The organism is Streptomyces adelaidensis, assembly GCF_016598475.1.
Taxonomy (GTDB): Bacteria; Actinomycetota; Actinomycetes; order Streptomycetales; family Streptomycetaceae; genus Streptomyces; species Streptomyces adelaidensis.
Genome location: NZ_JAEMUX010000029.1, coordinates 62052 through 88880, shown reverse-complemented (window position 1 = coordinate 88880; position 26829 = coordinate 62052). Strand labels below are relative to the sequence as shown.

The 26829-nt window shown below is 68.9% G+C and carries 24 protein-coding genes; 15 read left to right on the top strand and 9 right to left on the bottom strand.

What is annotated here, in order from left to right:
• Window positions 1-297 precede the first annotated feature (297 nt).
• Window positions 298-1866, bottom strand: coding sequence for a recombinase family protein (locus I8N67_RS18975; RefSeq protein ID WP_200304318.1), 1569 nt, complete (start codon window positions 1864-1866; stop codon window positions 298-300).
• A gap of 199 nt (window positions 1867-2065) precedes the next feature.
• Window positions 2066-2797 (bottom strand): hypothetical protein, encoded by a 732-nt coding sequence (locus I8N67_RS18970; RefSeq protein WP_307835281.1) that lies wholly within the window; start codon window positions 2795-2797, stop codon window positions 2066-2068.
• Between the two features lie 178 nt (window positions 2798-2975).
• Here I8N67_RS18970 and I8N67_RS18965 point away from each other — a divergent pair, with 178 nt between their 5' ends.
• The 3 genes from I8N67_RS18965 to I8N67_RS18955 all read left to right on the top strand — a co-directional run bounded on the left by I8N67_RS18965 (window position 2976) and on the right by I8N67_RS18955 (window position 7599).
• Window positions 2976-4361: a class II fumarate hydratase gene (locus I8N67_RS18965; RefSeq protein ID WP_200304316.1), complete on the top strand. Its 1386-nt coding sequence runs from the start codon at window positions 2976-2978 to the stop codon at window positions 4359-4361.
• 114 nt (window positions 4362-4475) lie between these two features.
• Window positions 4476-5168, top strand: coding sequence for a cytidylyl-2-hydroxypropylphosphonate hydrolase (gene fomD / locus I8N67_RS18960; RefSeq protein ID WP_200304315.1), 693 nt, complete (start codon window positions 4476-4478; stop codon window positions 5166-5168).
• Between the two features lie 343 nt (window positions 5169-5511).
• Window positions 5512-7599 (top strand): ATP-binding SpoIIE family protein phosphatase, encoded by a 2088-nt coding sequence (locus tag I8N67_RS18955; RefSeq protein WP_200304314.1) that lies wholly within the window; start codon window positions 5512-5514, stop codon window positions 7597-7599.
• Between the two features lie 156 nt (window positions 7600-7755).
• On the opposite strand, the gene I8N67_RS18950 is transcribed toward I8N67_RS18955, so the two are convergent.
• Complete coding sequence (locus I8N67_RS18950; RefSeq protein ID WP_200304328.1) at window positions 7756-10116, bottom strand: transglycosylase domain-containing protein; 2361 nt, start codon at window positions 10114-10116, stop codon at window positions 7756-7758.
• A gap of 336 nt (window positions 10117-10452) precedes the next feature.
• Between I8N67_RS18950 and I8N67_RS18945 the strand changes: the two genes are divergently transcribed.
• From I8N67_RS18945 to I8N67_RS18925, 5 genes are all read left to right on the top strand, one after another.
• Window positions 10453-10977: a PadR family transcriptional regulator gene (locus I8N67_RS18945; protein WP_200304313.1), complete on the top strand. Its 525-nt coding sequence runs from the start codon at window positions 10453-10455 to the stop codon at window positions 10975-10977.
• A gap of 14 nt (window positions 10978-10991) precedes the next feature.
• The gene (locus tag I8N67_RS18940; protein WP_200304327.1) at window positions 10992-11678 is read left to right on the top strand and encodes an ABC transporter ATP-binding protein; all 687 of its coding nucleotides are present in this window, start codon (window positions 10992-10994) and stop codon (window positions 11676-11678) included.
• Entirely contained in the window at window positions 11675-14029 is a 2355-nt protein-coding gene (locus I8N67_RS18935; protein WP_200304312.1) for an ABC transporter permease, read from the top strand. The genes I8N67_RS18940 and I8N67_RS18935 overlap by 4 nt, the downstream gene beginning before the upstream one ends.
• Window positions 14030-14179: 150 nt before the next feature.
• Window positions 14180-14719, top strand: a complete 540-nt coding sequence (locus I8N67_RS18930; RefSeq protein WP_200304311.1) for an alkyl hydroperoxide reductase — start codon at window positions 14180-14182, stop codon at window positions 14717-14719.
• Between the two features lie 174 nt (window positions 14720-14893).
• Window positions 14894-15676: a class I SAM-dependent methyltransferase gene (locus I8N67_RS18925; protein WP_200304310.1), complete on the top strand. Its 783-nt coding sequence runs from the start codon at window positions 14894-14896 to the stop codon at window positions 15674-15676.
• Window positions 15677-15681: 5 nt separating this feature from the next.
• Here I8N67_RS18925 and I8N67_RS18920 read toward each other — a convergent pair whose 3' ends face one another.
• Window positions 15682-16839, bottom strand: a complete 1158-nt coding sequence (locus tag I8N67_RS18920; protein ID WP_200304309.1) for a winged helix DNA-binding domain-containing protein — start codon at window positions 16837-16839, stop codon at window positions 15682-15684.
• A gap of 645 nt (window positions 16840-17484) precedes the next feature.
• Between I8N67_RS18920 and I8N67_RS18915 the strand changes: the two genes are divergently transcribed.
• The 4 genes from I8N67_RS18915 (at window position 17485) to I8N67_RS18900 (ending at window position 22743) form a co-directional block, all read left to right on the top strand.
• On the top strand, window positions 17485-18258 hold the full coding sequence (locus I8N67_RS18915; RefSeq protein ID WP_200304308.1) for an isoprenyl transferase: 774 nt from the start codon (window positions 17485-17487) through the stop codon (window positions 18256-18258).
• 361 nt (window positions 18259-18619) lie between these two features.
• On the top strand, window positions 18620-19945 hold the full coding sequence (gene phoH2, locus I8N67_RS18910) for an RNA 5'-3' helicase PhoH2 (protein WP_200304307.1): 1326 nt from the start codon (window positions 18620-18622) through the stop codon (window positions 19943-19945).
• Window positions 19946-20394: 449 nt separating this feature from the next.
• The gene (locus I8N67_RS18905) at window positions 20395-21105 is read left to right on the top strand and encodes an aggregation-promoting factor C-terminal-like domain-containing protein (protein ID WP_200304306.1); all 711 of its coding nucleotides are present in this window, start codon (window positions 20395-20397) and stop codon (window positions 21103-21105) included.
• Between the two features lie 165 nt (window positions 21106-21270).
• Window positions 21271-22743 (top strand): AI-2E family transporter, encoded by a 1473-nt coding sequence (locus I8N67_RS18900; RefSeq protein ID WP_200304305.1) that lies wholly within the window; start codon window positions 21271-21273, stop codon window positions 22741-22743.
• A 17-nt stretch (window positions 22744-22760) separates the two neighbouring features.
• Here I8N67_RS18900 and I8N67_RS18895 read toward each other — a convergent pair whose 3' ends face one another.
• The 3 genes from I8N67_RS18895 to I8N67_RS18885 all read right to left on the bottom strand — a co-directional run bounded on the left by I8N67_RS18895 (window position 22761) and on the right by I8N67_RS18885 (window position 24272).
• On the bottom strand, window positions 22761-23327 hold the full coding sequence (locus I8N67_RS18895; RefSeq protein ID WP_200304304.1) for a dihydrofolate reductase family protein: 567 nt from the start codon (window positions 23325-23327) through the stop codon (window positions 22761-22763).
• A 226-nt stretch (window positions 23328-23553) separates the two neighbouring features.
• The gene (locus I8N67_RS18890) at window positions 23554-23931 is read right to left on the bottom strand and encodes a hypothetical protein (protein ID WP_200304330.1); all 378 of its coding nucleotides are present in this window, start codon (window positions 23929-23931) and stop codon (window positions 23554-23556) included.
• Complete coding sequence (locus tag I8N67_RS18885; RefSeq protein ID WP_200304303.1) at window positions 23928-24272, bottom strand: hypothetical protein; 345 nt, start codon at window positions 24270-24272, stop codon at window positions 23928-23930. Before I8N67_RS18885 ends, I8N67_RS18890 begins: the two co-directional genes overlap by 4 nt.
• A 157-nt stretch (window positions 24273-24429) precedes the next feature.
• Between I8N67_RS18885 and I8N67_RS18880 the strand changes: the two genes are divergently transcribed.
• From I8N67_RS18880 to I8N67_RS18870, 3 genes are all read left to right on the top strand, one after another.
• Window positions 24430-24741, top strand: coding sequence for a winged helix-turn-helix domain-containing protein (locus I8N67_RS18880; protein WP_200304302.1), 312 nt, complete (start codon window positions 24430-24432; stop codon window positions 24739-24741).
• A gap of 63 nt (window positions 24742-24804) precedes the next feature.
• Window positions 24805-25140, top strand: coding sequence for a hypothetical protein (locus I8N67_RS18875; RefSeq protein WP_200304301.1), 336 nt, complete (start codon window positions 24805-24807; stop codon window positions 25138-25140).
• Entirely contained in the window at window positions 25116-25532 is a 417-nt protein-coding gene (locus tag I8N67_RS18870) for a PIN domain-containing protein (RefSeq protein ID WP_200304300.1), read from the top strand. Before I8N67_RS18875 ends, I8N67_RS18870 begins: the two co-directional genes overlap by 25 nt.
• 52 nt (window positions 25533-25584) lie before the next feature.
• On the opposite strand, the gene I8N67_RS18865 is transcribed toward I8N67_RS18870, so the two are convergent.
• The gene (locus I8N67_RS18865) at window positions 25585-26226 is read right to left on the bottom strand and encodes an OmpA family protein (protein ID WP_234045911.1); all 642 of its coding nucleotides are present in this window, start codon (window positions 26224-26226) and stop codon (window positions 25585-25587) included.
• A 2-nt stretch (window positions 26227-26228) separates the two neighbouring features.
• Window positions 26229-26825, bottom strand: coding sequence for a hypothetical protein (locus tag I8N67_RS18860; protein ID WP_200304298.1), 597 nt, complete (start codon window positions 26823-26825; stop codon window positions 26229-26231).
• Between the last annotated feature and the right edge of the window lie 4 nt (window positions 26826-26829).

Below are 26829 nucleotides of genomic sequence, written 5' to 3'. Positions count from 1 at the left end.
GCTTTCGCTCGGCAGTCGAGCTGAGAAATGGCACCCCACGGGGCACCGGGGCCGAATCCAATGGTCACTATTCCCTCAGGCGGTTGGTCGCGGGCATAAGAAAGCCCCGGCTATCGCCGGGACTGACGAAAACAAGACATGCAGTTTCTAACCCACCCAGGGTGGCGGTTTCAAGGAAGGGTGTTTAAACGGGCGGCGTGAGAGCGTGTAAACGGTCTCCCTTGGAGAGTGCGGGCATGGAAAGGCCCCCGAAGCGTTTACACGCAACGGGGGCCAGGGATTCAGAGGGTCAGGTGGCTATCCGCCGCTGTACGGCCGACGCGCGGGCAAGAGGAACTCCGCCTCAGGCTCGGTCATCCAATACCCTTCGGGGACGTGAAGCCCAGTCTCCTTAGCGATCTCCGCAAGCTCAAGCATTTTGCAAACGACTCGGCGGTTTCCGTCTTCGGCCTTCCCGACCGTGATCGTTACCCCGTGACGCTGTAGGAACACCCGACGCTGTTCGTCATCCTTCGTGGCCCATTCCTCCGCATAGTTGCGCCCCGTTTCCTTCCAGGCGGGCGCATCCTCCGCTTCCTTGATTTCGTTACGCAGTCGCTCGACCTTGGACGACTGGGATTCGTGCTGCTTCCAGTAGCGTTCGACCTGAACTTCAGTCTTGATACGACCGGCCAGATAGTCAGCCTCCAGCCTGTCAAGCATGGCTTCGGCTTCCACCAGTTCCGTCTTCGCTTGACTGATCGAATTGCCAACCCTCTCCATTACAGGGAGGGGCCCAAGGGTGACATTCACGAACTGGCCAACGACCGTATCGAGATCTTCCCTCCGGATACGCCCGGGGTCGGAACAAGTCCCCGTGTTGATGTTATTGCACGCGTAGTAATGGAAAACTCTGCCGTTCTCCTTGGTCTTCTTGGACGAAGACATACGGGCGCCGCACACATCGCACTCGGCCACGCCTCCCAACATGGAACGCGAGGGCGTGGCGCGCGAGACCGGACGGTTAGCCGTGATGCTGGCCACCAGTTCCGCCCACTCCCCGTATTCCATCAGCGGTTCATCCGTGATGCGTACCGGCTCGCCATCATCATCCGCGACAGTCTCACCCTTATAGGTGTAGATTCCCCCGACCGTGGGGTTAGTCACGATCGCTCGGATAGCGTTACCGGTCCAAGCGACACCCTTCGGTTCGTCGCCGCGATCAATGCGCAGGTAATCCCGCCACGTCGGAACACCACGCTTGTTCAGGTCAACGGCAATCTTGTACGAGGACCAATCACTCTTCAGCTTCTCCACAATGTCACGGAGAAGGTTTGCGTATTCGTCATCCTGAATGAGCTTCTTACCTCCGTCTTCTTGGCGCTCAAATCGGTATCCGAACGGGAGTACACCGCCGATCCAAACGCCCTTGGCCTTCCGGGCCATCGAGCCGGACAGGGCACGCGCACGGATGGTGTCCAACTCGCCTTCCGCGAACGCGGCGATGATCTGAGCGAACATCTTGCCCATGGGGGTGGACATGTCGATGCCCTCGGTCACGGACACGATGGTTTTGCCGTGCTTCTGGCACCACTCGAAGATCTCGGCGAAGTGACCCGCCTTCCTGCTGAGGCGGTCGAGCTTCCAGACAGCCAACACGTCCCACTCGTCGGCCCGCTCGGTGAACCAGGGACCGAGACCCGGTCGCTTGAAGGGATGCATAGCGCCGGACACGTCCACGTCCTCTGCCCACCCCACGATGCGTCCCTCTATAGAGGGGCCATGCGCCCAGTGCTCGACGGCCGCGCGCTGCTTCTCCGGGCTGGTCGTGTCGTCCTTCATGACGGAGAGGCGAACGTTCCCCAGGACCCTCGGGTTAGAGATCATGCCCGGATGCTACGGGTGGTGCCGCCAACTGAACAAGTCGAACGACTTCTTCAAGGACCCGGCGCCGGCGCCTACGTTCACGAGCATTCCGGTGCGGGGGCCGGGGCTGGGGTGACACCGGTGCCTGTCGGTGACCGCATGACGGGACCGCCCCCACTCGCGATGTGCGGGTGGGGGCGGTCCCGTTCGTGGCGGACCGTCAGGCCAGCTTGTCGAGCTGCGCGTCGACGACCTTCGTCGGGAAGTCGAAGTCCTTGCCCGTGGCGAGCGCGCCGATGTTGAGGGCTGTGAAGTAGCCCACCGTGCCGCCCTTGCGGAAGACGACGACCTTCATCGGGACCTTGGAGCCCTCGGCCTCGGTGACGACCTCCAACGCGACCGCCTGGTCCGCCCCTTCCGGGGCGGTGGCCTCGGCGACCTTGGTGACCTGCTGGTCGGTGCCCTGGGCGGTGAGCTTGAAGCCCTTGGCGCAGTCGGCCACGGACTTGGTCAGGGAGTCCATCGCCGCCTTGGCGCCGTCGCCCTCGTAGGAGGAGAGGCGGAGCAGGGTGCGGGTCACGTCGAGACCGGTGTCCAGCGCGTCCTCGGGATTCTGGGCGTCCGCGGCGGCCTCGGTGTCCGGCTCGCTGGCCGCCTCACGCTGCACGGTGGCGCCCGGCTCGTCGATGACCGTGCCGATCGCGGCGTACGCGAGCGGCGCGCAGGCCTCGTCCTCCGCCTGCACGTCCTTCTGCTCGACGGTGGCCGTGGGCTCGGTGACCTTGTGGCCCTCGACGTCCCCGTCCTTCAGCACGACCTTCTCCAGGTCGGCGGCGGACAGAGCCTCCTCGGTGGACGCCTCGGACCCGCCCTTGCCCGAGTCACCCTCGCTCTCGCCGGAGGACGAACACGCGGCGAGCATGGTGAGCGACAGGGCGGCGACACCGGCCACGCAGGACCGGCGTATGACAGCTCTTCTCAATGCACGTTCTTTCTTCGAAAATCGTTCGACGGGCAACGCATCGGGGTGACGCTACTGCACGCCACCGACATCGGCGCAGGCAATATCTCCCTCACTCACACGGGGTACGGCCGGGAACACCGCGGCCGGCCGGGACGCTGTACGGGTCATGAGTGACTACCGCGTCGAACACGACTCCATGGGCGAGGTCCGAGTCCCGGCGGACGCCAAGTGGCGGGCCCAGACACAGCGGGCGGTCGAGAACTTCCCGATCTCCGGGCAGCGGGTCGAGCGGGCCCATATCGAGGCCCTGGCCCAGATCAAGGGGGCCGCCGCCAAGGTGAACGCCGAGCTGGGCGTGGTCGACAAGGACGTCGCCGAGGCGATCTGGGACGCGGCGGCGGAAGTGGCCGAGGGGCGGTGGGACGAGCACTTCCCGGTGGACGTGTTCCAGACCGGGTCCGGGACCTCGTCGAACATGAACACCAACGAGGTCATCGCCACGCTGGCGAGCGAGCGGCTCGGCCGGGACGTGCATCCGAACGACCATGTGAACGCCTCGCAGTCGTCGAACGACGTCTTCCCCTCCTCCATCCACATCGCCGCCACCGCCGCCGTCACCCGCGACCTGATTCCCGCCCTGGAGCATCTGGCCACGGCTCTGGAGCGCAAGTCCGAGGAGTTCGCGGACGTCGTGAAGTCCGGTCGTACACACCTCATGGACGCCACACCGGTCACTCTCGGCCAGGAGTTCGGCGGCTACGCGGCGCAGATCCGGTACGGCGTCGAGCGGTTGCGGGCGTCGCTGCCCCGGCTCGCCGAACTCCCCCTGGGCGGCACGGCCGTCGGCACCGGCATCAACACGCCGCCCGGGTTCTCCGCCGCCGTCATCGCCGAGGTCGCGCGGGCCACCGGGCTGCCGCTCACCGAGGCGCGGGACCACTTCGAGGCGCAGGGGGCGCGGGACGGCATCGTCGAGACGTCCGGGCAGCTCCGTACGGTCGCCGTGTCCCTCACCAAGATCGCCAACGATCTGCGGTGGATGGCGTCCGGACCGCGCACCGGCCTCGCGGAGATCTCCCTGCCCGACCTCCAGCCGGGGTCCTCGATCATGCCCGGCAAGGTCAACCCGGTGATCCCGGAGGCCGTGCTCATGGTCGCCGCGCAGGTCACGGGGAACGACCTCACCGTCACGACGGCGGGCGCGTCCGGCAACTTCGAGCTCAACGTCATGCTGCCGGTGATCGCCAAGAACGTCCTGGAGTCGATCCGGCTGCTCGCCAACGTCTCACGGCTGCTCGCCGACCGGACCGTGGACGGCATCGTCGCCCACCGGGAGCGCGCCCGCGAGTACGCCGAGTCCTCGCCGTCCGTGGTCACGCCGCTCAACAAGTACATCGGGTACGAGGAGGCCGCGAAGGTCGCCAAGAAGGCGCTGGCCGAGCGGCGGACGATCCGGGAGGTCGTCCTGGAGAGCGGGTACGTGGAGCGCGGCGATCTCACGTCGAAGCAGCTCGACGAGGCGCTGGATGTCCTGAGGATGACACGACCGTGACCGGACGGCGAGTTTCAGCCGTCTCAGGTGACACTCCAGTAACCGATTCCCGCCAAGGCGTGAACCGTGACCGGCACCGCAGCGTCGTATGCCCATGACATCTAATATCTGTCCATGGCAGACGACGGAGCGGTGAGACGAGTGGAAGCAGGCGGGTCGGCGGCGTTCTGGGAGCCCGGGAGTCGGATCCTGTGGCGCTACCGCGAGAACGCGGGCGAGAGCCTCCACATCGCACGCCCCGTCACGGTCGTCCGCGACGACGAGGACCTGTTGGCCGTGTGGCTGGCCCCCGGCACCGAGTGCGTGAAACCCGTGCTCGCGGACGGCACTTCGCCGCACACCGAGCCGCTCGCCTCCCGGTACAAGAAGCCGCGTGACGTGAAGCGCGGCCATTGGCTCGGCACCGGCGTGCTGAAGCTGGCGCGGCCGGGCGAGCCGTGGTCGGTGTGGCTGTTCTGGGAGCCGGGTTGGCATTTCAAGAACTGGTACGTCAACCTGGAGTCGCCGCTGTCGCGTTGGGACGGCGGTGTGGACTCCGAGGACCACTTCCTCGACATCTGTGTGTACCCGGACCGGTCATGGGACTGGCGCGACGAGGACGAGTTCGCGCAGGCTCAGCACGACGGCCTGATGGACGCTCAGCTGGCCGAGCGGGTGCGGGAGGCGGGGCGGTCCGCGGTGGAGGTCATCCGCGCCTGGGGCCCGCCGTACTCGGAGGGCTGGCAGCACTGGCGCCCGAATCCCGCGTGGGGAGTACCGTCTCTCCCGGACGACTGGGACCGTACGCCCGCGCACTTGTCCTCATGAGACCCTTGATGCGCCCCCGGGCCAGAACCGTAGGATCGTCCTCCGCAAGGGCGCACAGGGGCAACTCCCGCAGTTCGCGCAATGCTTGACCATATGTCACCGAGGGGCGGCAGGACGTGATCAAGGGGTACGAGGGCTACACCGGTACGAGTCGGAGACAGCCGGACGGACGACCAGTACAGTCGTTCGACGAGCCCGCCGGTACCGTCTGTGGCACAGGAACTGCCTCTGACCACGCGGGAATTCCGTTCCCAGGACACATAATCCGGGTATCGGCCTTTCTGCGGGACGAAGTATCGGGATTGCGGGACGCACTGCGCGCACAACGCGCAGTCCCGGACGGATGGATTCGACACGCGTGACGGAGCACCCCACCTCTCACGAGCGCCCTGAGAGCGGCGCCGGCCCCACGGATCCCCGCGGGGCGCTCCTGCGTACCCAGGAGCCGCCGCGAGCCGCGCCCGCCCCGGCCTTACCCGCTCAGGCACGCATGGGTGACGCACCGGCCGAGCCGGGTACGTCGGCGCCGTGCGCGAAGAGCGGCCAGGCACCCTCGGAGCACTCCCAGCCCGCGGCCACCGAGCCCGACCCGCACCGCCCGCGCCCCGCGCCGGAGACCATCCCGGCGCAGCCCGGCGGCGAGCCGGAGCGCGCGGGCGGCGTCGGCGGCGCTCTGGACCGGCGCAGCGGGCAGGGTGTGCCGCCGGGCGCCCCCATGCCCATGCGGCGGGACGGCGACCGGCTGCGCTTCGTGGGCGCCGCGACCCGGCGGATCGCCCGGGGCATCGACCTGGACGAGATCGTGATGGGTCTGTGCCGGGCCACCGTTCCGACGTTCTCGGACGCGATCCTCGTGTATCTGCGCGAGCCGCTGCCGGTCGGCGACGAGCGGCCCACCGGACCCATGGTGCTGCGCCTGCGCCGTACCGACCGGATCCCCGAGGAGCGGGACACCGACACCGGCTTCATGCCCGTGCTCCAGCAGCCCGAGCCCGTCGATCTGGCCGTCGTCACCGCCGAGCAGTGCGAGGTACGGCCCGGTGGGGCCCTCGCCGAGGTCCTGCGGGGCGTACGGCCGGTCTTCGCGGACGCGCCGGCCGCGCACGACGCGCTGCCGGAACTGCTCGGGCCGGACGCCGAACTGACCGTGCCGACCGGGCAGCGGGCGATCCTCGCGCCGCTGCGCGGCCGACGCCGGGTGATCGGCGCGGCGGTCTTCCTGCGCCGCCCCGAGCGGATGGCGTTCGAACAGGACGACCTGCTGGTCGCCGCCCAGCTCGCCACGCACAGCGCGCTCGGCATCGACAAGGCGGTGCTGTACGGCCGCGAGGCATACATCGCCGACGAGTTGCAGCGCACGATGCTGCCGGAGGCGCTGCCGCGCTGCACCGGCGTACGGCTCGCGCACCGGTATCTGCCGGCCGCCGAGACCGCGCGGGTCGGCGGCGACTGGTACGACGCGATTCCCCTGCCGGGAAGCCGGGTCGCGCTGGTCGTGGGCGATGTGATGGGTCATTCGATGACCTCTGCCGCGATCATGGGGCAGTTGAGGACGACGGCGCAGACGCTGGCGGGGCTGGATCTTCCGCCGCAGGAAGTGCTGCACCATCTCGACGAGCAGGCTCAGCGGCTGGGTACGGATCGCATGGCGACCTGTCTGTACGCGGTGTACGACCCGGTCTCGCACCGGATCACCATCGCCAACGCCGGGCATCCGCCGCCGGTGCTGCTGCATCTGGGCGGGCGCGCCGAGGTGCTGCGGGTGCCGCCGGGTGCGCCGATCGGTGTGGGTGGCGTGGACTTCGAGGCCGTCGAGCTGGACGCGCCGGCCGGGGGCACGCTGCTGCTGTACACCGACGGCCTGGTGGAGTCCCGGCTCAGGGACGTGTGGACCGGGATAGAGCAGTTGCGGGAGAAGCTCGCCGCGACCGCGCAGTTGACCGGGCCGGATCATCCGCCGCCGCTCGAAGCGTTGTGCGACGAGGTGCTCGACATGCTCGGCCCGGGGGACCGGGACGACGACATCGCGCTGCTCGCCGCGCGGTTCGATGGGATCGCTCCCAGCGATGTCGCGTACTGGTTCCTGGAACCGGAGGAGATGGCTCCGGGGCGGGCGCGTCGGCTTGCCCGGCACGCGTTGTCCCGCTGGGGGCTCGAGGAGTTGACCGACTCGGTCGAGCTGCTGATCAGTGAGGTCGTCACCAACGCGGTGCGGTACGCGACTCGGCCGGTCACTTTGAGGTTGTTGCGGACCGATGTGCTGCGGTGCGAGGTGACCGATGATGTGCCGCAGTTGCCTCGGCTTCGGCAGGCTCGGGCGACGGATGAGGGTGGGCGTGGGCTCTATCTCGTCAATCGGCTGGCCAAGCGGTGGGGGGCTACTCGGTTGAGTGCGGGGAAGGTTGTGTGGTTCGAGTTGAATCATGCGTGAGCGCTCTGCTGGGTTGAGCCGTTCAGAGCTCGGGGGCGACTGTGCATTGCGTCCTGCGGGTTTCGTCGTGGCTGATCGCGCAGTTCCCCGCGCCACTTAAAGGCAAAAGCGAAGGGCGCCCGGTTTTTACCGGGCGCCCTTCGCTCATGCCGTGCGCTAGTCGTCCACCTGTGGGTCGTTGGGATCCGTCGGTAGTTCGATGTCGCCGTCGGTGGGGGTTTCCTCCGGGGTCGTCTCCGGGGTTTCCTCCGGGGTCGTCTCCGGGGTTGTTTCCGGGGTCGTCTCCGGGGTTGTTTCCGGGGTCGTCTCGGGGGTCTCCTCCGGGGTGGTCTCCGGGGTGGTCTCCGGGGTCAGGGTGGGGGTCGGGGACTCCGTGGGTGCGACCGCGGCGCCCTGGGTGGTGTCCAGGTCGAACTTGGTGGTCTTGCCCATGACGCCGAAGGTGTAGGTGGCCCAGATCTGGGCGGGGAAGCCACCGCCGTTGACGCGGGGGACACCGGCCGCCTTGTACATCGAGACGTGCTTGCCGTTCTTGGTCATGTCCTCGCCGAAGAGGCCGACGGAGGTGACCAGGTTCGGGGTGTAGCCGGTGAACCAGGCGGAGCGGTTCTCGTCGGAGGTACCCGTCTTGCCTGCGACCTGCTGGCCGTCGCGGTCGGGGTTGTCGCGGACGGAGGTCTTGGCCGTACCGTCGTCGACCACGCCGGTGAGGACCGAGGTGACCGTGTCGGCGGCATCCTCGCTGATGACCTGCTCGCCGATCGGGTTGGGGAACTCGACCGGGTCGTCCCGACGCTCGGCCGAGGCGACGATGGCCGGGGTGACCTTCTTGCCGTGGTTGTCGAGGGTGGCGTAGATGCCGGCCATCTCCAGCGGGCTGGCGCCCATGGAGCCGAGGGTCTGGGCGGGGACCGCCTCCATGTCCTCGGTGTCCATGCCGAGCTTCCCGGCGACCTCCATGACCTTCTCCATGCCCACGTCGACGCCCATCTGCGCGAAGACGGAGTTGATGGACTTGTTCATGGCGGTCTGCACGGTGACGTCGCCGTAGTCGACGTCGTCCTCGTTCGGCGGGTTGAAGCCGACCGCGGTGCCGTTGTCGGTGACCTTGTGCTCGCTGTCACCGTCGTAGACGGTGCTCGCGGTGATCGGGTCGCCGTCCTGGGTCTCGGCGCCCTCGTCGATGGCCGCCGCGAGGATCACCGGCTTGAAGGTCGAGGCGGGCTGGTAGTCCCGGCGGGTGGCGTTGTTCCCGAAGTGCTTCACGTAGTCGACGCCGCCGTACATGGCGAGGACCTTGCCGGTCTTCGGGTCGACCGAGGCGGCGCCGGCCTGGATGTAGGCGTCGACCTTGCGCTTCTTGGGGTCGAGCTGGCTGATGAGGCGTTTCTTGACGGCCTTCTCCAGCGCGGTCTGCTTCTTCGGGTCGATGTTCAACGTGACGGTCCAGCCGCCCGCGTCGATGAGCGCCATGGCCTCCTCGGCGTCGGACGCTTTGCCGTCGGCGACGAGCTGCTTGGCCAACTCGTTGTTGGCGGCCTCCCACAGGTAGCCGTTCTGGCCCGCCATGCCGGGGGCGGACTGGGGCGCCTTCGGCTGGGGGAGCTTCAGGCCCGCCCGCTCGGAGGCGTCCAGCTTCTTCATCTCGACCATGTTGTCCAGCACGTAGTTCCAGCGGTTCGTGACCAGCTTCTTGCCGGTCGCGGAGGCCGTGGACAGGTCGTACTGACTGGGGGCCTGGAGCAGCGCGGCGAGGTAGGCGCCCTGCGCGACGCTGAGCTTCTCGGCATCGACGCCGTAGTACGCCTGGGCTGCCGCCTGGATGCCCCAGGCGCCGCGGCCGTAGTAACTGGTGTTGATGTAGCCCGCGAGGATGTAGTCCTTGGACTTGTTGCGCTCCAGCTTCAGGGAGATGACCAGCTCGTTGAGCTTGCGGGTCACCGTCTGGTCGGACGTCAGGTAGTAGTTCTTGACGTACTGCTGGGTGATCGTCGAGCCGCCCTGCTTGCCCTTGCCGGAGAGCGTGTTGAGCACACCGCGCGCCATGCCCTTGAAGTCGACGCCGGGGTCCGAGTAGAAGGTCTTGTTCTCGGCGGCGACGAAGGCCTGCTGGACTTTCTTGGGGACTTTGTCGAGCTCGACGATCTCGCGGTTGGTCGTGCCCGAGCGGGCGAGGATCTTGCCGTTGGAGTACTTGTAGACGTTGCTTTCCTGAGTCGCCTCGGGGTTGCCCTCGGGGATCTCGATCGTCAGGTAGAGCACGGTGAAGGCACCCATACCGAGCAGGCAGACACCGAAGAATGTGCCGAGGATCTTCTTCCAGGTGAAGAGCCTGCGTATGAAGCTCTTCTTGGCCGGACCGCCCTTGGCACCGCCCTTGGCCGCGGCCCTGGCCGCCGCCCGGCCGCCGCCCTCGGGCGGGCCTATGACCGCCGTCGCCCCTGCCCCGGACGAGCGCTGGGGCGCCGCGCGGCGACCGCCGCGCTGGCGCGCTCGTCTTTCATCCGCTCGTCCCATGGCTCCGGTCCGCTCCGCCTTCTGCTCGGTCTCATACGTCACTCGGGTCTTTGGTCGGCTCAGCAAGCTAACACCGAGCGCTGTGACAAGGGGGAGCCGGTCCGCCCAGTCACGGCGTGACAATGCGCACGCGAGGTGCCTGTCAACAGACCTCGTCCCACCGGAACGGACGTTCCAACAGGGCCGATGGTTGCCCCACCAGGCCCACGAGTTGACGGTGATCGCAGTGACAGAACCGTGACAATCGGCTCTGACCTGGGCCCCCTCCCCATCCGGCGACGACCTATACACAGCAGGTATACGCACGGCGTATACACCGTGTGTACAGTCGTGTTCATGTCCATCGGTCACACACTCCTGGGACTCCTGGAGTCCGGGCCCCGCCACGGTTACGACCTCAAGCGGGCCTTCGACGAGAAGTTCGGTCACGACCGGCCGCTGCACTACGGCCAGGTCTACTCGACGATGTCGCGGCTGCTGAAGAACGGCCTCGTCGAGGTCGACGGCATCGAGCCCGGCGGCGGCCCCGAGCGCAAGCGGTACGCGATCACCGAGGCGGGCATCACCGATGTCCAGCAGTGGCTCGCGACGCCCGAGAAGCCCGAGCCGTATCTGCAGTCGACCCTCTACACGAAGGTCGTCCTCGCCCTGCTCACCGACCGCGACGCGGCCGACATCCTCGACAGCCAGCGTTCCGAGCACCTGCGCATGATGCGCATCCTCACCGACCGCAAGCGCAAGGGCGACCTGGCCGATCAGCTGATCTGCGACCACGCCCTGTTCCACCTGGAGGCCGACCTGCGATGGCTGGAGCTGACCGCCGCCCGACTGGGCAAGCTCGCCGAGGCGGTGACCCGATGACGGCGCCGACGCCGATGCCCCCCGCCGGCTCCCTGCTCGTCGCCACCGACCTGCGCAAGGCGTACGGTCCGACGACCGCGCTGGACGGCGCCGAGTTCTCCATCCACCCCGGCGAGGTCGTCGCGGTGATGGGCCCCTCCGGCTCCGGCAAGTCGACGTTGCTGCACTGCCTCGCCGGGATCGTGCCGCCCGACTCGGGCTCGATCGTCTACAACGGCCGCGAGATGGCCACCATGAACGACACCCAACGCAGCGCGCTGCGGCGCAGCGAGTTCGGGTTCGTCTTCCAGTTCGGCCAGCTCGTGCCGGAGCTGACGTGTGTGGAGAACGTGGCGCTGCCGCTGCGGCTGAACGGCGCCTCCCGCAAGGAGGCCGAACAGACCTCCCTCGGCTGGATGCGGCGCCTGGAGGTCGACGACCTCGCCCGCAAGCGGCCCAGCGAGGTCTCCGGCGGCCAGGGCCAGCGGGTCGCCGTGGCCCGTTCGCTGGTCACCAACCCGCGGGTGCTGTTCGCGGACGAGCCCACCGGGGCGCTCGACTCGCTCAACGGCGAGCGCGTCATGGAACTGCTCACCGAGGCCGCCCGGTCCACCAACGCGGCCGTCGTCCTCGTCACGCACGAGGCACGGGTCGCCGCGTACTCCGACCGGGAGATCGTCGTACGGGACGGCAAGTCGCGGGACATGGAGCGCGCCGTATGAGTTCTCCTGCCGTCCGCCAGTGGTACCGGGACCTGGCCATGGGGCTCCGGTTCGCCTTCACGGGGGGCCGTGAGGGCTGGGTGCGTGCCGTGCTCACCGCGGTGGGCGTCGGCCTCGGGGTGGCGCTGCTCCTGCTCACCACGGCGATACCGAACGCGATGGCCACCCGGGAGAGCCGCGAGGCGGCCCGGCAGGACCTGGGGATCACCTATTACGAGAACGGCGACTCCAAGCCGACCGACAAGAGCCTGATCGTCGCGGACACGGACACCGAGTTCCAGTACGAGGAGATACGGGGGCGGCTGCTGGAGCCCGAGGGGGCGGACGCGCCGCTGCCGCCGGGGCTGGAGAAGTTCCCCGCGCCGGGCGAGATGGTCGTCTCCCCCGCCCTCGCCGAGATGCTGGAGTCGGACGACGCGAGGCTGCTGCGCGGCCGGCTGCCGTACGAGACGGTGGGCACCATCGGCGAGGCCGGGCTGATCGGCTCGAAGGAACTCGCCTACTTCGCGGGCGCCGACGGGCTCGCGAAGCGGATCGACGGCTCGGTCGTGGCCCGCATCGAAGCGTTCGGGCAGACCGAGGAGCAGCCCGAAGAGCCGATGGACCCGGTCCTGCTGCTGCTCACCCTGGTCGTCTTCGCGGTGCTGCTGATGCCGGTCGCCGTGTTCATCGCCACAGCCGTACGGTTCGGCGGCGAGCAGCGTGACCGCAGGCTGGCGGCGCTCCGGCTGGTCGGCTCGGACGGCCGGATGACCCGCCGGATCGCGGCGGGCGAGGCGCTCGCCGGGTCCGTACTGGGGCTGGCCTTCGGCACCGTGTTCTTCCTGCTCGGCAGGGAGATAGCGGGCTCCGTCCAGATACTCACCTTCAGCGTCTTCCCGAGCTATCTCAATCCCTCCCCCGCCCTCGCGCTGCTGGTCGCGTTCGCGGTCCCGGCGGCGGCCGTCGCCGTCACCCTGTTCGCGCTGCGCGGCGTCGTCATCGAACCGCTCGGTGTCGTCCGCACGGCCAAACCCGCGCGGCGCAGGCTCTGGTGGCGGCTGCTGCTGCCGCTCGGCGGTCTCGCCCTGCTCTCCCCGATGATCGGCCAGGGGTCGGACAACGGGCAGTTCAACGAGTTCATGGTCATCGGCGGGGTCGTCCTGCTGCTCTTCGGCGTCACCGCGCTGCTGCCGTGGGTCGTCGAGGCGTTCGTCGCCCGGCTGGGCTCCGGCGCGGTCTCCTGGCAACTGGCCGTCCGCAGGCTCCAGTTGGGCAGCGGCTCGGCGGCGCGCATGGTCAACGGCATCGCGGTGGCGGTGGCCGGCGCGGTCGCCCTGCAGATGCTGTTCTCCGGAGTCGAGGGCAGGTTCACCGAGTCGACCGGGCTGGACACCACCCGTGCCCAGCTGGAACTCGCCCTGCCGCAGGGCGGCGCCCCGGTGAGCACCGTGGGCGAGAAGCTGAAGCAGGCCAAGGGGACGGACACCGTCGCGGCACTGTCCACCTCGACGGTCAGCGCCACCAGGAAGGCCCCCGAGGAGGGGACGGAGGTGACCGTCGGCGACTGTGTCTCGCTGCGCGAGCTCGCGCAGATCCCCTCGTGTGAAGACGGTGACGTCTTCCTGATGGGCGCACCCGAGGACCCGACCACGGTGACGCTCGCGACGGCGGGCCGCACGCTGTACTTCGACGCGTCCTACAAGGGGGAGGAGCGCGGCGCCGAGGTCGCCTGGAAGCTGCCGGGCGAGGTGAAGAAGGTCGCCGAACGCCCCGACTCACTGCGGACCGCCATGTCGGGCCTCATGGCCACCCCGGGCGCGCTGCCCGCGAAGGCCGAGCCCTTCCTGTACAGCACCGTCTACGTACGGACGGACCCCACCGTTCCGGACGCGCTCGACGAGGTACGCAACGCCGCGGTCGCGATCGATCCGCTCATCAGGACCTGGGAGTGGGAGACGACCAGGCAGGTCGACGAGTTCGCGACCATCCAGACCGGTCTGCTGGTCGGCGCGGCGGCCGTACTCGCCCTCATCGGCGCGAGCCTGCTCGTCTCCCAGCTCGAGCAGTTGCGCGAGCGCAGGAAGCTCCTGTCGGCCCTGGTCGCCTTCGGCACCCGGCGCCGCACGCTGGGTCTGTCGGTGCTGTGGCAGACGGCCGTCCCGATCGCCCTGGGCCTGATCCTCGCCTTGTCCTTCGGTCTGGCGTTGGGAGCGGTCCTGCTGCGGATGACGTCGGTACCGGTCACCATCGACTGGGCGAACGTGCTGGCGATGACCGGCATCGGAGGAGCCGTCGTCCTCCTCGTCACGGCACTGAGCATGCCGCCGCTGATGCGGATGATGCGGCCGGAGGGGTTGCGTACGGAGTAGCCGGAGCGGGGTGCCCCGGCCCCCGGGCCCCCGGATTTCCGACGGCCGCAGCGCTTCCGTGAGCGCCGCGGCCGGCTCGTCGTATGCGTGCGGGTGCCGGGGGAGCGTGTGTGTCACGATCGTGATCGTCCAACGGGGAGTGAGACCGCCATGTCGCTCGACGCGCTGAAGTCCGCGCTGCCGGAGTACGCCAAGGACCTCCGCCGCAACCTGGGTTCCGTCATCGACGAGTCCGGCCTGTCGGCGCAGCAGCTGTGGGGCACCGTGCTGGCCACCGCGATCGCCTCCCGCTCGGCCGTCGTACTGCGCGGGCTGGCGCCGGAGGCGAAGGCGAACCTGTCGCCGGAGGCGTACACCGCGGCGAAGACCGCGGCCTCGGTCATGGCGGTGAACAACGTCTTCTTCCGCACGCGGCATCTGCTGTCGGACCACGAGTACGACGGGCTGCGGACGGGTCTGCGGATGAATGTCATCGGCGATCCGGGGGTCGCCAGGGTCGACTTCGAGCTGTGGGCGTTCGCGGTGTCGGCGATCAACGCGTGCGGGGCCTGTCTTGACTCGCATGAGCGGGTGCTGCGTAAGGCGGGGGTCGGTCGGGAGCTGGTGCAGGAGGCGTTCAGGATCGCTTCGGTGATTCAGGCGGTGGGGGTGACCTTGGAGGCGGAGGCGGTTCTCGGCGATTGCGATTAGGCGGGGGCTCGGAGGGCTGGGTTGTGGGGTGGGTGCGGGTCTGTTGTGGCTGGTCGCGCCCACGCGGCGGAGCCGCATATCGACACAGCCCCGCGCCCCTAAAGGCAAGAGCCTGGGGCACCCCCCGCCCTAAATGAGTCGCGGACCCTTCTCCCGCTCGGGAAAATCCACTTCATGGCCGCCCCTCCTCACTCCCGCACCTTCGAAGAGCTCGTCGCCGAAGGTGATGCCGTGCCGACCGAGGGGTGGGACTTCTCCTGGTTCGAGGGGCGGGCCACCGAGGCTCGGCCGTCGTGGGGGTATGCGCGGCTGATGGGTGAGTGGCTGGGGCGGGTGCCGGCGGTGCTGGACATCCAGACCGGTGGTGGGGAGGTGCTGAACTCCGTTCCGCGTTTTCCGCCGGTGACCGTGGCCACGGAGGGGTGGCCGCCCAACGTCGCCAGGGCCACCGCCCTGCTTCATCCGCGAGGTGCGGTGCTCGTCGCCGCGCCGGAGGACGCGCCGCTGCCCTTCGCGGACGGGGCCTTCGACCTGGTCACCAGCAGGCATCCGGTCCGGGCGCAGTGGGCGGAGATCGCCCGGGTGCTCAGGCCCGGCGGGACGTACTTCGCGCAGCACGTCGGGCCGCGCAGTGCCTTCGAGTTGGTCGAGTGGTTCACCGGCCCGCTGCCGGAGGAGACCGGTAGCGGGCGGCATCCCGATGTCGAGCGGGCGGGCGCCGAGGCCGCGGGGCTGGAGGTCGTGGATCTGCGGGCCGAGCGGTTGCGGATGGAGTTCCACGACATCGGGGCGGTCGTGCACTTCCTGAAGAAGGTTGTCTGGATGGTGCCCGGCTTCGGCGTCGACGCCTATCTGCCGCGGCTCCGCTCCCTCCACGAGCGGATCGAGAGCGAGGGCCCCTTCGTCGCCCACAGCGCCCGCCACCTCTTCGAGCTCCGCAAGCCGGCCGCCGGTTGAGGCGCTTACGCGTGCGGGCCGACCATGACCTTCCCGATCGCCAACTCGGCCCGTGCCTCCAGCACTTCACCCACTCGTTCCGCCCGCTCCCCCAGCTCCCGCTCCTGCCGGGCGGTGAGCCGCCCCAGTGGTTCCACCGTGACCGTCGTACGACTGCCCCGGCGCCGCTGGTGCCAGACGCCCGCGACGACGCCGTCGACGAGGAGCAGGGGGTAGTCGCCGGCCTGGCCGCGGGCCAGGGCGCGTTCGTAGGCCGGGCCGGGGAAGAACCGCTCGCGGGGCTGCGCGGCGATGCCGTACGCGTCGAAGTAGGGGAGCAGGCGTATGCCCCGTAGGACGCTCGCGGGGTCGGCGGGGAAGTCGGTGTCGCCGGCCGCCAGCCAGGCGGGTTCGCCCTCGAAGTCGGCCCGCTCGATCTCGCCGGAGGCGGCCAGCGACGCGAACAGGCGGTCGGACCAGGCGCCGGGGGCCGCCGCCCATCTGGCGAAGTGGCGCGGGGCGGCCGGACCGTAGGCGCGGAGATAGTGCCGTACGAGAGTGGCGAGGGCCTGGTCCGCCGAGGGCAGGGGATCGAAGTGCGGTGGCCGGGTGTACGTGACCTTGCGGCCCCGGTCGGGGCCGAAGCACAGGGCGCCGGACCGGCCCGCGCGGTGCATGACCTGACGCCGGCGGGGCCACATGTCCTGGAAGGCGGGCATGACGCGGTCGCCGGCCCAGGGCCCGGTGCGGGCGACGACCTCCTCGCCCAGTTCGTCGAGGGTGAGCGTGGTCCCGTCCAGTGCGGCGCCGATGGCGGCCACGACCTGCGCCGCCCGCTCGGCGCCGAGTCGCACGTCCGGAGGGAAGGGGCTCGCGCCGGACGGGATCGCGGTCAGCGCGGCCGTCCAGAAGGGCAGCTCGGCGGTGGGCAGCAGATGGACGGTGCCACGCGGCCCGAACGTCCTCACCAGCGTCCGGTCCTCCCACAACGCGGCCCGTACGTCCGCCCGCGTCATCCCCTCCGCCCGCAGCCCCACCGACAGCTCGGCCGCCGACAGCACCTGGGCGTGGGCGCCGAGCAGCGCGCCGGCCACCTCGGCGACCGGTGTACCGGGCGGCGCGGGAGCCCTCAGGTACTGCCGCTCGGTCCGCCGCGCACTCGCCTGCTCCCAGGTGATTCTCATGGGACGACGCTAAGACCGATGCAGGTCGGATCCTGGCCTATATACCGGTTTCCACATCGTTATCGCCTGCGGCTTGGCTTCGGCGACCCCGCTCACGTAGGTTCAGACCAAGGTTATTCGCGTGAGCAAAGCTGCGCGGCACGGCACCGCGCGGCGGGAGGGGGCTGCGCGGCGCCGTGCGCCCCATCGGGCGTCAAGCGTGCGTTCCGCCGCCGCTTCACCCGTACGAGGGTGCTCGCCCCACTCTTCGCGAGAGTCGCACAAGAATGCGCAATCCCCACAATTCCGCCAGGATTTCGCCTTTCCCCCTTGGAATCCGCCGCGATCCGGCCATGATCACCCCCCGATCACACCCTGAATGAACGGTTCCGCGACTACGCCCACGCTGTCGTTCGACTGCGGAGAGTAGTTGTGGCACGCCGATGCACGCAGCATCACTCACGAAGGGTTATGGTGGAAACCCCCCCTCGGGCCGGTCCGTATCCCCCCCACGGACCGGCCCGTTTTTTCTTGCCCGCTTTCGAGCGGAGCGGGCGGGCCCGGACCCGCCCCAACCCTGCGCACTCCTTGGCAGAGTTGGCCTCCACCCCCGGTAGGCTCTGCCCACCAAGGGGACCGTCACCGCACGGAGGGGCTGACATTCACGTGAACCTGCGCGACAAACTGCGCGGCCTGCTGGTCAGGGTCTACGCACGCAGGGTCGAGGGTCACCTCGACCACGCCCAGGTGCCCAAACACATCGGCGTCATCATGGACGGCAACCGACGCTGGGCGAAGGCCGCGGGATCCACGACCGCGCAGGGACACCGGGCCGGGGCGCACAAGATCGAGGAATTCCTCGGCTGGTGCACCGAGACGGATGTGAAGGTCGTCACCCTCTGGCTGTTCTCCACGGACAACTTCGGCCGCCCCCAGGAGGAGCTGGTCCCGCTCTTCGGCATCATCGAGGACGTCGTCCGCACCCTCGCCGCCGACGGCCGCTGGCGGGTGCACCACGTGGGCACGCTGGACCAGCTGCCCGGGCAGTTGCAGTCCGCGCTGAAGGAGTCCGAGGAGTCCACCGCGCACGTCGACGGGATACTGGTCAACGTCGCGATCGGATACGGAGGCCGCCAGGAGATCGCCGACGCCGTACGGTCGATGGTCCAGGACGCGCACGACAAGGGCACCTCCATGGAGGAGCTCGCCGAGAACGTCTCCGTCGACCTGATCGGCAGCCACCTCTACACCGGCGACCAGCCCGACCCGGACCTGGTGATCCGCACGAGCGGCGAGCAGCGGCTGTCCGGATTCATGCTCTGGCAGACCGCCCATTCCGAGTACTACTTCTGCGACGTCTTCTGGCCGGCTTTCCGGAAGGTCGACTTCCTGCGCGCCCTGCGTGACTACGCGATACGGCACCGCCGTTACGGAGGCTGAAACTCCGCATCACCCGCGTATTGCCGATGAGGTGCGCATCACCCCCATCGGGACGGAAGTAACGAGGAGTTCACCGGGGCGCCGTCGTACCGCTTGGCATGGTGACGCATGTTCGAGGGCATAAGCCAGTCAGGCCGACGCCCGAACCACGGGTGTCGGATCTCAGCGGGCGGCTCGGGGCCGTCCGCCCGGGAGGCCCTTTGCACCAGCCCGAACGTGCGGTCACAGCACGGACGACGCAGCGGAGGGCCGGTCACCGGCCCGTGCAACGGTGCCGACGACCGGCCGATTGTTCCCACCCTGCCCACCCTGGGTTCATTCTCGTCGCTCCCCGACCTCATCCGAGGGGGTACGTCCTTCCGTGGTGACCAGCACAAAGCGCCGTATGCCAGACCGGCGCACCTATGTCATCGACACCAGCGTCCTGCTGGCCGACCCGAATGCTTTGAACCGCTTCGAGGAGCACGAGGTCGTGCTTCCGATCGTGGTGGTCACAGAGCTGGAGGCCAAGCGGCACCATCCCGAACTCGGGTACTTCGCCAGGCAGGCCCTCCGCCTGCTCGACGAGTTCCGGGTGCGGCACGGTCGCCTCGACGCCCCCATCCCCATCGGGGAGCTCGGCGGGACCGTGCGGGTCGAGCTCAACCACTCGGATCCCAGCGTGCTGCCGAGCGGCTACCGCCTGGGGGACAACGACTCCCGCATCCTCGCGGTCGCCCGCAATCTGCAGGCCGAGGGCTTCGACGTCACGGTGGTGTCGAAGGATCTGCCGCTGCGGATCAAGGCCTCCTCCGTGGGCCTCCTCGCCGAGGAGTACCGCGCGGAGCTGGCCATCACGGACGCCTCCGGGTGGACCGGGATGTCCGAGCTGACCCTGCCGGGCGAGCAGGTCGACATCCTCTTCGAGGAGGGGTCGATCTTCGTTCCAGAGGCGAGCACACTGCCCGTGCACACCGGCCTGACGATCCAGTCGGAGCGCGGCAAGGCACTGGGCCGGGTGACGCCCGAGGGCAACATCCGGCTCGTCCGGGGCGACCGGGAGGCGTTCGGCATCAAGGGCCGCAGCGCGGAGCAGCGCATCGCGCTGGATCTGCTGCTCGACCCGGACGTCGGCATCCTGTCGATGGGCGGCCGGGCCGGCACCGGCAAGTCGGCGCTGGCGCTGTGCGCGGGACTGGAGGCCGTGCTCGAACGGCGCCAGCACCAGAAGGTGATGGTCTTCCGGCCGCTCTACGCGGTGGGCGGGCAGGAGCTCGGCTATCTGCCCGGCTCCGAGTCCGAGAAGATGAGCCCCTGGGCGCAGGCGGTCTTCGACACACTCTCCGCGGTCACCAGCCGCGAGGTCATCGAGGAGGTCACCGCCCGCGGCATGCTGGAGGTCCTGCCGCTCACGCACATCCGCGGCCGTTCACTGCACGACGCGTTCGTGATCGTGGACGAGGCGCAGTCACTGGAGCGGAACGTCCTGCTGACCGTGCTGTCCCGGATCGGCGCGAACTCCCGCGTGGTCCTGACACATGACGTGGCCCAGCGCGACAACCTGCGCGTCGGTCGCTACGACGGTGTCGTCGCCGTGGTCGAGAAGCTGAAGGGGCATCCGCTCTTCGCCCACGTCACCCTCACCAGGTCCGAACGGTCCCAGATCGCGGCCCTTGTGACCGAAATGCTGGAGGACGGGCAGATTTAACCGGGACCGGCAGATTCAACCAGGACCGGCAGGTTTATCCGGGACCGGAGGATTCAACCGGGACCGGCGGATTCAACCGAATCCTCAAGGCGCCGTCCGGCAAAGGCGATGAGCCTAGCCGGGCGGCGCCTCGGCATGTGTGGCTTTCCTTGAATCTCCTGCGTCAAACGAGGTGTGAGCTTTCACACGCACCACTGAATTGCCTTGCTGTGTCGGTTACGGCAGAGTCTCATTCCTGTCAGGCCCCGCATACGACACACCTGTATCCCCAGCGGCACAGAACAACAGCAGCATCAGGTCAACTCCATAGCGTCGTCGTATGCCGCCCGTGCACCACGCGGCGCTCCTCGCAAAGGAGTTGCCCACCGGGCCCGCGCCTCCGTGACCCCGCAGTTGGGAGGCCAGCGTCAGGGGCACGATTGCGTCCGCCAGGGTCACCGAGGCGGGCGATGCTGGAAGGAAACCGTGTGAGCCGGATTTCGGTCCGGGGATTCGCAGTGGCTTCGGCCACCGCGGTCACCGCAGTCGGGAGTGTCGTCGGCGTTGCCTCCGGCAGCACCGCCCAGACCACTGACGACGCCGAGGCGGTCGCGAACGACACCACGTTGCTCGCCGACATTCCTGTGGGCCAGCAGGCCCAGGTCCAGACCGCATCCCTGACTGCACAGGCCGACGCCCAGGCCATCGCCGCCGACGCGAGCGCCCGCAAGGACGCCGAGGCGACCGCCCGTAAGAAGGCGGCCCAGGACGCGATCGACAAGCAGAAGGCGGCGGAGAAGGCCGAGCAGGATCGCAAGGACAAGGAAGAGGCCGAGAACAAGGCCGAAGCCGCCGGCGACCTCGGTGACGTCCCCGTCCAGAGCTCGTACGCCATCGCCGAGATCCAGGCGATGGCGAAGGCCGTCGTGGCGAGCGACCAGTGGACGTGCTTCAGCAACATCGTGAACCACGAGTCCACCTGGAACTACCAGGCCGTCAACCCCTCCTCGGGGGCCTACGGTCTCTTCCAGGCGCTGCCCGCCGGCAAGTACGCGTCCGCCGGATCCGACTGGCGCACCAACCCGGCCACTCAGATCAAGTGGGGCCTCAACTACATGGAATCCCGCTATGGCAGCCCCTGTGAGGCCTGGGGTTTCTGGCAGGCCAACCACTGGTACTAGGCCCTCTCAGGCCGACCGGTCACCGGGTGCCCGCCGCCCGGCCGTTCAACCTTCCGAAGCCCTCCACCGTCCTTTGGTGGGGGGCTTCGGCCATGTACGGTCGAAGCCACTGAACTCCCGGGAGGAGTGGTGACCAGCAGGGGCGACGGGGGAAGAGGACGGATGATGTCGCGGGTTCCTGGATGGCTCGGCCGGCTCGGCGCCGGACTGCGCGGGTGGGGCGAGCGGTTGGAGCGCCGCCGGGCGGAGATCGAGTCGGAGAGCGCCGAAGGGCGTACGAGGTCCGACGACGACACTGACATCGGCAGGGACACCGGCGCGGACACCGGCAGGGACACCGGCGCGGACACCGGCAGGGACACCGGCGCGGACACCGGCAGGGACACCGGCGCGGACACCGGCGCGGACACCGGCACAGGCGTCTCGGAGAGCGGTGGCAAGGTCGGCGACGGCGGCCGGGCCGGTGACTCCGAGGACGGCGCCAGGGGTTCCGAGGCCGCGGGGAGCGGCTCCCCGGACTCCCCCGCCGTCGCCGCCCGGGGCGCGGTGGCCGCCCCCGTCCTCTACGCCCGCCCCGACCCCGCCTCCGCGGTGCCGTGGGGCATGCGGGTCGCGGCCGAGGCCGGCTGGCGGCTGCTCGTACTCGCGGGCACCGTCTGGGTGTTGATGCGGGTCATCAGCTCGATACAGCTACTGGTGCTGTCGTTCACCACCGCACTGCTCGTCACCGCCATCCTCCAGCCGACGGTGGCCCGGCTGACCCGGTACGGCGTCCCGCGCGGCCTCGCCACGGCCCTGAGCGCCGTCCTCGGCTTCGTCGTCATAGGGCTGATCGGCTGGTTCGTCACCTGGCAGGTCATGGAGAACGTCGACGACCTCTCCGACCAGGTCCAGGACGGCATCGAGGAGTTGCGCGGCTGGCTGCTCGACAGCCCGTTCCATGTCACCGAGAACCAGATCAACGACATCGCCAAGAACCTCCGCGAGGCGATCAGCGACAACACGGACACCATCACCTCGGCCGGCCTGGAGGGCGTGACCGTCATCGTCGAGGCGCTCACCGGCATCCTCCTGACGATGTTCTCCACGCTCTTCCTGCTCTACGACGGCAAGCGGATCTGGCAGTGGAGCCTGAAGCTGGTGCCGGCCGCGGCCCGGCCGGGTGTCGCCGATGCCGGGCCGCGGGCCTGGCGGACGTTGACGGCGTACGTACGCGGCACGGTGATAGTGGCGTTGATCGACGCGATCTTCATCGGCCTGGGTATCTACTTCCTGGACGTGCCGATGGCCGTGCCCCTCGCCGTCTTCATCTTCCTGTTCGCCTTCATCCCCCTGGTGGGCGCGGTCGTCTCGGGCGCGCTGGCCGTGGTCGTGGCGCTGGTGACGCAGGGCGTCTTCACCGCCGTCATGACGCTGGTCGTGGTCCTCGCCGTCCAGCAGATCGAGGGGCACATCCTCCAGCCGTTCATCCTCGGGCGGGCCGTACGGGTCCATCCGCTCGCCGTCGTGCTGTCCGTCGCCGCGGGTGGCATGGTCGCGGGGATCGGGGGCGCGGTGGTGGCGGTGCCGTTGGTCGCGGTGACGAACACGGTGGTGGGGTCGTTGCGGGCGTACTCCCGTGAGAGGACCGGCGGCTGACTGCCTCTGCGGTGGGGCTAGTTCCTGCCGTGGCGCATGAGTACGACTCCGTTGCCGAAGGTGCGGGTCTCGATCAGGCGTAGCGCGGTCGGCGACATGACGTCGGACTGCGGGAAGAGGCGCTTGCCCGCGCCGATCACCACCGGGTGGATGTAGAGCCGGTATTCGTCGATCAGGTCGTGGCGCATGAACTCGGCGGCGAGGTCCGCGCCGCCGAGGGCCAGATCGCCTCCGTCCTGCGCCTTGAGGGCCTCGATGTCCTCCACGACGACATCCCGGACGATCGTGGTGTGCGCGTCGGCGTGCTGGAGGGTCCGGGAGAAGACGAGCTTCGGCATGGTGCGCCAGATCGCCGCGAAGTCGGTCGTGACACGTGAGGCTGCGGGGTCCTGGTCGGCCGTGGGCCAGTAGTCGGCCATCAGCTGGTAGGTGACACGGCCTTCCAGGAAGGCGCCCATGTCCCTGAGGACGTCGTTGAAGTGCGTGTGCAGTTCGTCGTCGACGAAGTGCCAGTCGATTTCGCGGTTCGGGCCCTCCATGTAGCCGTCGAGGGAGAGGGACATCATCAGGACGAGCTTTCGCATGGTGGGGTTCTCCTCCGTGGGGGGTGGCGGTGTCGGGCGTCGTCGGTCGTCAGGAAGAGGATCGCGTGGGTGGGGCGCGAGCGCACGGACATGCGCTCCGGCGTGTAGACCCCGCCATCTGTCCGCTCCCCGTGTGGATGCGCCAATCACCGCCCCGGGCCGCACTCTCGGCGGTGCGCGTCGCCGCTCGGCTTTCAAGGCCCGCTTTGGCGGGGGCCCGCCAAGGTCAGCAGGTCTGTGACGAGTTATCGCAGCGAGGACAGGCACAGGGTGGGAAGGCCGCCGTCTGCGGGAGGGGGTCCGTGTGGTTTCCCGTCCAGATGTGGATCTCGGCGCGGTCCTGGGTCCGTCTCCCGTCGGCCGTGACCTTGTACACGCGCATCGCCATTCGCGAGGTGCGTGAGGTGGTGGCGAGCGGTCCCAGAGGGTCCACCGGGGGCGGGTAGTGGGCGGCGGCGCACTCCTGACAGGCGTGGACGTCGCAGCCGGGGCCGGTGGCGGCGTGGTGCCTGTGGACCACCACGGCGTTCTCCGTGCCGCGTCCGCAGCGGGCGCACACCCGGATCACGCGCCGCCCGGGGAGGGCTGAGTCGCGGTCGGTCATCGGGCGGCTCCCGGGTGGCCGACGGTGACGTGACGGCTGCTGATCACCTGGCCTCCGTTGGTCACGGGCGGCTCGGTGTCGAGGCCGAGGGATGCCAGATAGAGGCCGCGGCGGCGTTCGCGCAGGCCACGGGTGGCGCGGCGGCGGTGGCGTTCGTCCAGGGTGAGGGCGCGCGGGTGGGAGTGGGCCACGGGGTACCCGTTCCGGCCGGGCGGGCGGGGGCGGCTTGGTGGCTCTGCGGCGTAGGCGGCGGGGACTGGTTCCGCGCGGTGCCGGCCGCGTGGGTCCGGCAGCCAGATGCGCAGCATTCGGGCCAGGGTTCTGACGGTAAAGTCCAGCATCTTCGGCGCTCCTTCGAAGCGGTCGGCCATGCCCCGGGGCCCTGCAAGGCCGCTGGGGTCTGTCACAGCCAGCCTACATTGCTACGCATGTCAGTGCATAGCAGTACGCAGCAATACGCCTATTGTTGCAGCTCAGGGCTGTTCTACGGTGGGTGGTATGGCAGCAGAAGCAGGCGACTCGCCAATCGACCCCACCAAGATTGCGTACGTCTATATGCAGGTGGCCGACCACATTGCTGCCCGAATCGCGTCGGGCGAGCTGAGGCCAGGAGCACGGTTGCCCGGTGAGCGGGATCTCGGCCCGGAATACGGAGTCGCGTACCTGACCGCCCGTCGCGCCATCCGCGAACTCCGCGAGCGCGGCCTCGTGGTCACGTTGCCCGCGAAGGGCACCTTCGTCGCCTACCCGCAGGAGCCCGAACGGGACGCCACCCCCGAAGCGGATAGCGACCCCACTCCGGACCAGTAGGCCGCCGCCATGACTCCGCGCGGTTTGCCACTTTGTTTGACACCGCATTGGTAGCCTGGCGTCATGGAGACTCCGGAGCAGTACGGCAAGGATGAGGGACCGGCCCAGAAGGTCAGCGTGTCCATGCCCGCAGGCCGTATCGCGGCGGTCAAGGCCCGTGTGGGCTTGCGCGGCTTTTCTGCCTACGTCAGCGCGGCCGTGGAGCGGCAGATGCAGCGCGATCTGCTGGAGGAACTGCTCCAGGCCAAGGAGAAGGAGATCGGCCACCCCTCCCCCGAGGTCCAGCAATGGGCCGCCGAGATCTTCCAGGAGGCGGAGGCCATGGCGGCCAACGATCACACGACTGAGGCGACCGCGGGAGACGAGGACGCGGAATGGCGCGATCGCAAGGCCGGTTGAGTCATGGTGTCCTGCTCCTCGACAGCGAGGGGCTGAGTAAGTTCATGGCCAACGATCCAGGGGTCACCGGCTTGATCCGCACTGCACAGGCCAAGGACACCCTCGTGGCTCTGAGCAATCTCACGTTGATCGAAGCGTGGCACTCCAAAGTACGCATGGACCGCCTCCGCTGGCACACCTCCCGTCTGGAGGTGCTCCCTGTCACCGACGCCATCACATGGCGTGCCATCGACCTGTTGCGGAACGCGAGCCTCCACGGGCATAAGCACGCGATCGACTCCGTCGTCGCCGCCACGGCTCTGGGCTACACCGGGCCCCGCATCATCGTCACCTCGGACGCGGACGACATGAACAAGCTTTGTGGCGACAGGGTCCGCGTCGTGGGGGTCTGAGGAGCTCGCGGCCTGCGTTGACGACGGCCGATCCCACCGGCGGCGGCAGGAGTCAACTCTGTTCGTTGCCGGTTCCCGATGCGGTCCTCGGGAAGGAGACCTCCACTCGCCGGTTCTTCTTGCGGCCTTCCTCTGTGGAGTTGTCGGCGATCGGGTAGTCCTCGCTGTAGCCGCGTACCTCGAAGGTGACGTTGCCGCCCAGGTCGGCGGCGAGGAGGTCGTGGACGGCCTCCGCGCGGTTCTTGGAGAGGGTCAGGCCGTGGGCGTACGAGCCGAGGTTGTCCGTGAAGCCGAAGACGCGGATCGTGCCCGCGCTCTGCTTCTTGATCTCCTCGGCGATGGCCTGGATACGGGAGCGGGCCTGGGGGTTCAGCTTCGCGCTGTCCTTCGCGAAGAGGACCTCCGCCTGGAGTGCGAACGTCACGTTCTCGTTCGTGTCCTCTCGGCGTTCCTCGCCGCCGAGGTCCTCCACGACCGACTTGATGTCCAGGACCTTGGCCGGCGCGAGCGTCGCGCCTTGTGCGAGCTTCAGGCCCGGGCTGTTCGCGTCGACTTCCGGGGGTGGGGAGGTGGTGACGGTGCCGGGGGGTTCGCTGGGGTCGTCGGCCGCGTACACCGCCGGGGAGGCGAGGGTGACGGTGAGAGTGGCCAGGACGGCTACGGTCGCGATGGCTCGTGGGGTGAGAGCGGCCATGGTCACTCACCCTCGGAGAGTGCGACGGTGGCGGGGGGCATGGAGCCGACCTGGAAGTCTACGGAGGTGGTGCCTTCGGGGGGGGCGGGGAATTGGGCGAACCAGTCGGTCGTTTCGCCGGACTTCACTCCGCCGGTGAATCGCGTGCAGAGGCAACGCCCCTCGGTGTCACGGAGGATGAGGTACTTCTTCTTGCCGTCCTGGTCCACCAGGCTGGCACCGGCGACGGACGACGCGTTTCCCCTCAGCTCGTTCTCGTCGCCACGCCAGTCCGCCGCGGTCCACAGCCGCGAGCCGTTGTTGGTGACCGTTCCCGAGAGGGTCACGAAGTCCCCGGAGTCCCGCACGGCCGACGTGATGGTGAGCCCGATGTCGCCGTCCTTGGACTGAGCGAGCACCTTGGTCTCCGCCGGGGCATCCGATTCCTGCTCCCCCGAGGAGTCGTCCGAGGCCGTCGCCGACGCGGACGCGGACTTGTCGTCCTCGGCCTTGTCGTCATCGCCTCCCCCACCACAACCGGCAACCGTGAGGAGCAGCCCAGTCGCGATTGCCACCGCGGTCACTGCCCTGCGGCCCTTCATGGTGTGCCGAAGGTTCATCGGT

What these genes read in the sequence shown, in the direction of transcription:
- I8N67_RS18975 (WP_200304318.1), bottom strand. Translation starts at nt 1,866, where the DNA reads ATGATCTCTAACCCGAGGGTCCTGGGGAACGTTCGCCTCTCCGTCATG.
- I8N67_RS18965 (WP_200304316.1), top strand. Translation starts at nt 2,976, where the DNA reads ATGAGTGACTACCGCGTCGAACACGACTCCATGGGCGAGGTCCGAGTC.
- fomD (WP_200304315.1), top strand. Translation starts at nt 4,476, where the DNA reads ATGGCAGACGACGGAGCGGTGAGACGAGTGGAAGCAGGCGGGTCGGCG.
- I8N67_RS18955 (WP_200304314.1), top strand. Translation starts at nt 5,512, where the DNA reads ATGGATTCGACACGCGTGACGGAGCACCCCACCTCTCACGAGCGCCCT.
- I8N67_RS18950 (WP_200304328.1), bottom strand. Translation starts at nt 10,116, where the DNA reads ATGGGACGAGCGGATGAAAGACGAGCGCGCCAGCGCGGCGGTCGCCGC.
- I8N67_RS18945 (WP_200304313.1), top strand. Translation starts at nt 10,453, where the DNA reads ATGTCCATCGGTCACACACTCCTGGGACTCCTGGAGTCCGGGCCCCGC.
- I8N67_RS18940 (WP_200304327.1), top strand. Translation starts at nt 10,992, where the DNA reads ATGCCCCCCGCCGGCTCCCTGCTCGTCGCCACCGACCTGCGCAAGGCG.
- I8N67_RS18935 (WP_200304312.1), top strand. Translation starts at nt 11,675, where the DNA reads ATGAGTTCTCCTGCCGTCCGCCAGTGGTACCGGGACCTGGCCATGGGG.
- I8N67_RS18930 (WP_200304311.1), top strand. Translation starts at nt 14,180, where the DNA reads ATGTCGCTCGACGCGCTGAAGTCCGCGCTGCCGGAGTACGCCAAGGAC.
- I8N67_RS18925 (WP_200304310.1), top strand. Translation starts at nt 14,894, where the DNA reads ATGGCCGCCCCTCCTCACTCCCGCACCTTCGAAGAGCTCGTCGCCGAA.
- I8N67_RS18920 (WP_200304309.1), bottom strand. Translation starts at nt 16,839, where the DNA reads ATGAGAATCACCTGGGAGCAGGCGAGTGCGCGGCGGACCGAGCGGCAG.
- I8N67_RS18905 (WP_200304306.1), top strand. Translation starts at nt 20,395, where the DNA reads ATGCTGGAAGGAAACCGTGTGAGCCGGATTTCGGTCCGGGGATTCGCA.
- I8N67_RS18900 (WP_200304305.1), top strand. Translation starts at nt 21,271, where the DNA reads ATGTCGCGGGTTCCTGGATGGCTCGGCCGGCTCGGCGCCGGACTGCGC.
- I8N67_RS18895 (WP_200304304.1), bottom strand. Translation starts at nt 23,327, where the DNA reads ATGCGAAAGCTCGTCCTGATGATGTCCCTCTCCCTCGACGGCTACATG.
- I8N67_RS18890 (WP_200304330.1), bottom strand. Translation starts at nt 23,931, where the DNA reads ATGACCGACCGCGACTCAGCCCTCCCCGGGCGGCGCGTGATCCGGGTG.
- I8N67_RS18885 (WP_200304303.1), bottom strand. Translation starts at nt 24,272, where the DNA reads ATGCTGGACTTTACCGTCAGAACCCTGGCCCGAATGCTGCGCATCTGG.
- I8N67_RS18880 (WP_200304302.1), top strand. Translation starts at nt 24,430, where the DNA reads ATGGCAGCAGAAGCAGGCGACTCGCCAATCGACCCCACCAAGATTGCG.
- I8N67_RS18875 (WP_200304301.1), top strand. Translation starts at nt 24,805, where the DNA reads ATGGAGACTCCGGAGCAGTACGGCAAGGATGAGGGACCGGCCCAGAAG.
- I8N67_RS18870 (WP_200304300.1), top strand. Translation starts at nt 25,116, where the DNA reads ATGGCGCGATCGCAAGGCCGGTTGAGTCATGGTGTCCTGCTCCTCGAC.
- I8N67_RS18865 (WP_234045911.1), bottom strand. Translation starts at nt 26,226, where the DNA reads ATGGCCGCTCTCACCCCACGAGCCATCGCGACCGTAGCCGTCCTGGCC.
- I8N67_RS18860 (WP_200304298.1), bottom strand. Translation starts at nt 26,825, where the DNA reads ATGAACCTTCGGCACACCATGAAGGGCCGCAGGGCAGTGACCGCGGTG.